Origin of the sequence: Sedimentibacter sp. B4 (assembly GCF_000309315.1) — a bacterium.
In the GTDB taxonomy this organism is placed as follows: domain Bacteria; phylum Bacillota; class Clostridia; order Tissierellales; family Sedimentibacteraceae; genus Sedimentibacter; species Sedimentibacter saalensis.
Map to the genome: position 1 here is coordinate 1 of NZ_CANG01000479.1, position 241 is coordinate 241.

Annotated in this window: 1 protein-coding gene; it reads left to right on the top strand. The window is 71.4% G+C overall.

What is annotated here, in order from left to right:
* Window positions 1–55: 55 nt before the first annotated feature.
* On the top strand, window positions 56–241 hold a 186-nt coding region (locus BN358_RS25515), incomplete at its 3' end, for a hypothetical protein (protein ID WP_157593449.1).

A 241-nucleotide genomic window follows, 5' to 3' on the forward strand; every position in this document is an offset into this window, starting at 1 on the left:
CCGTCGGAACGCGACCGACCTGCCCCTCACTCCGCGGATCCTTCGCGGGTTGCCGATGGGGCCGACCCTCGCGGCCACGTCCCAGCAGCTGCGCTACTTCTTCCTGCGCTCGCCCCGGGCGATCCAGACCCTGGTCATCCCACCGGTGATGGGCGTCGTGGTCGCCCACACCAGCTTCGTGGAGTACGGGCTGGCCGCACAGACCGCTGCCTTCGCCGCGATGTCGGTGGTCGCCGGCAGC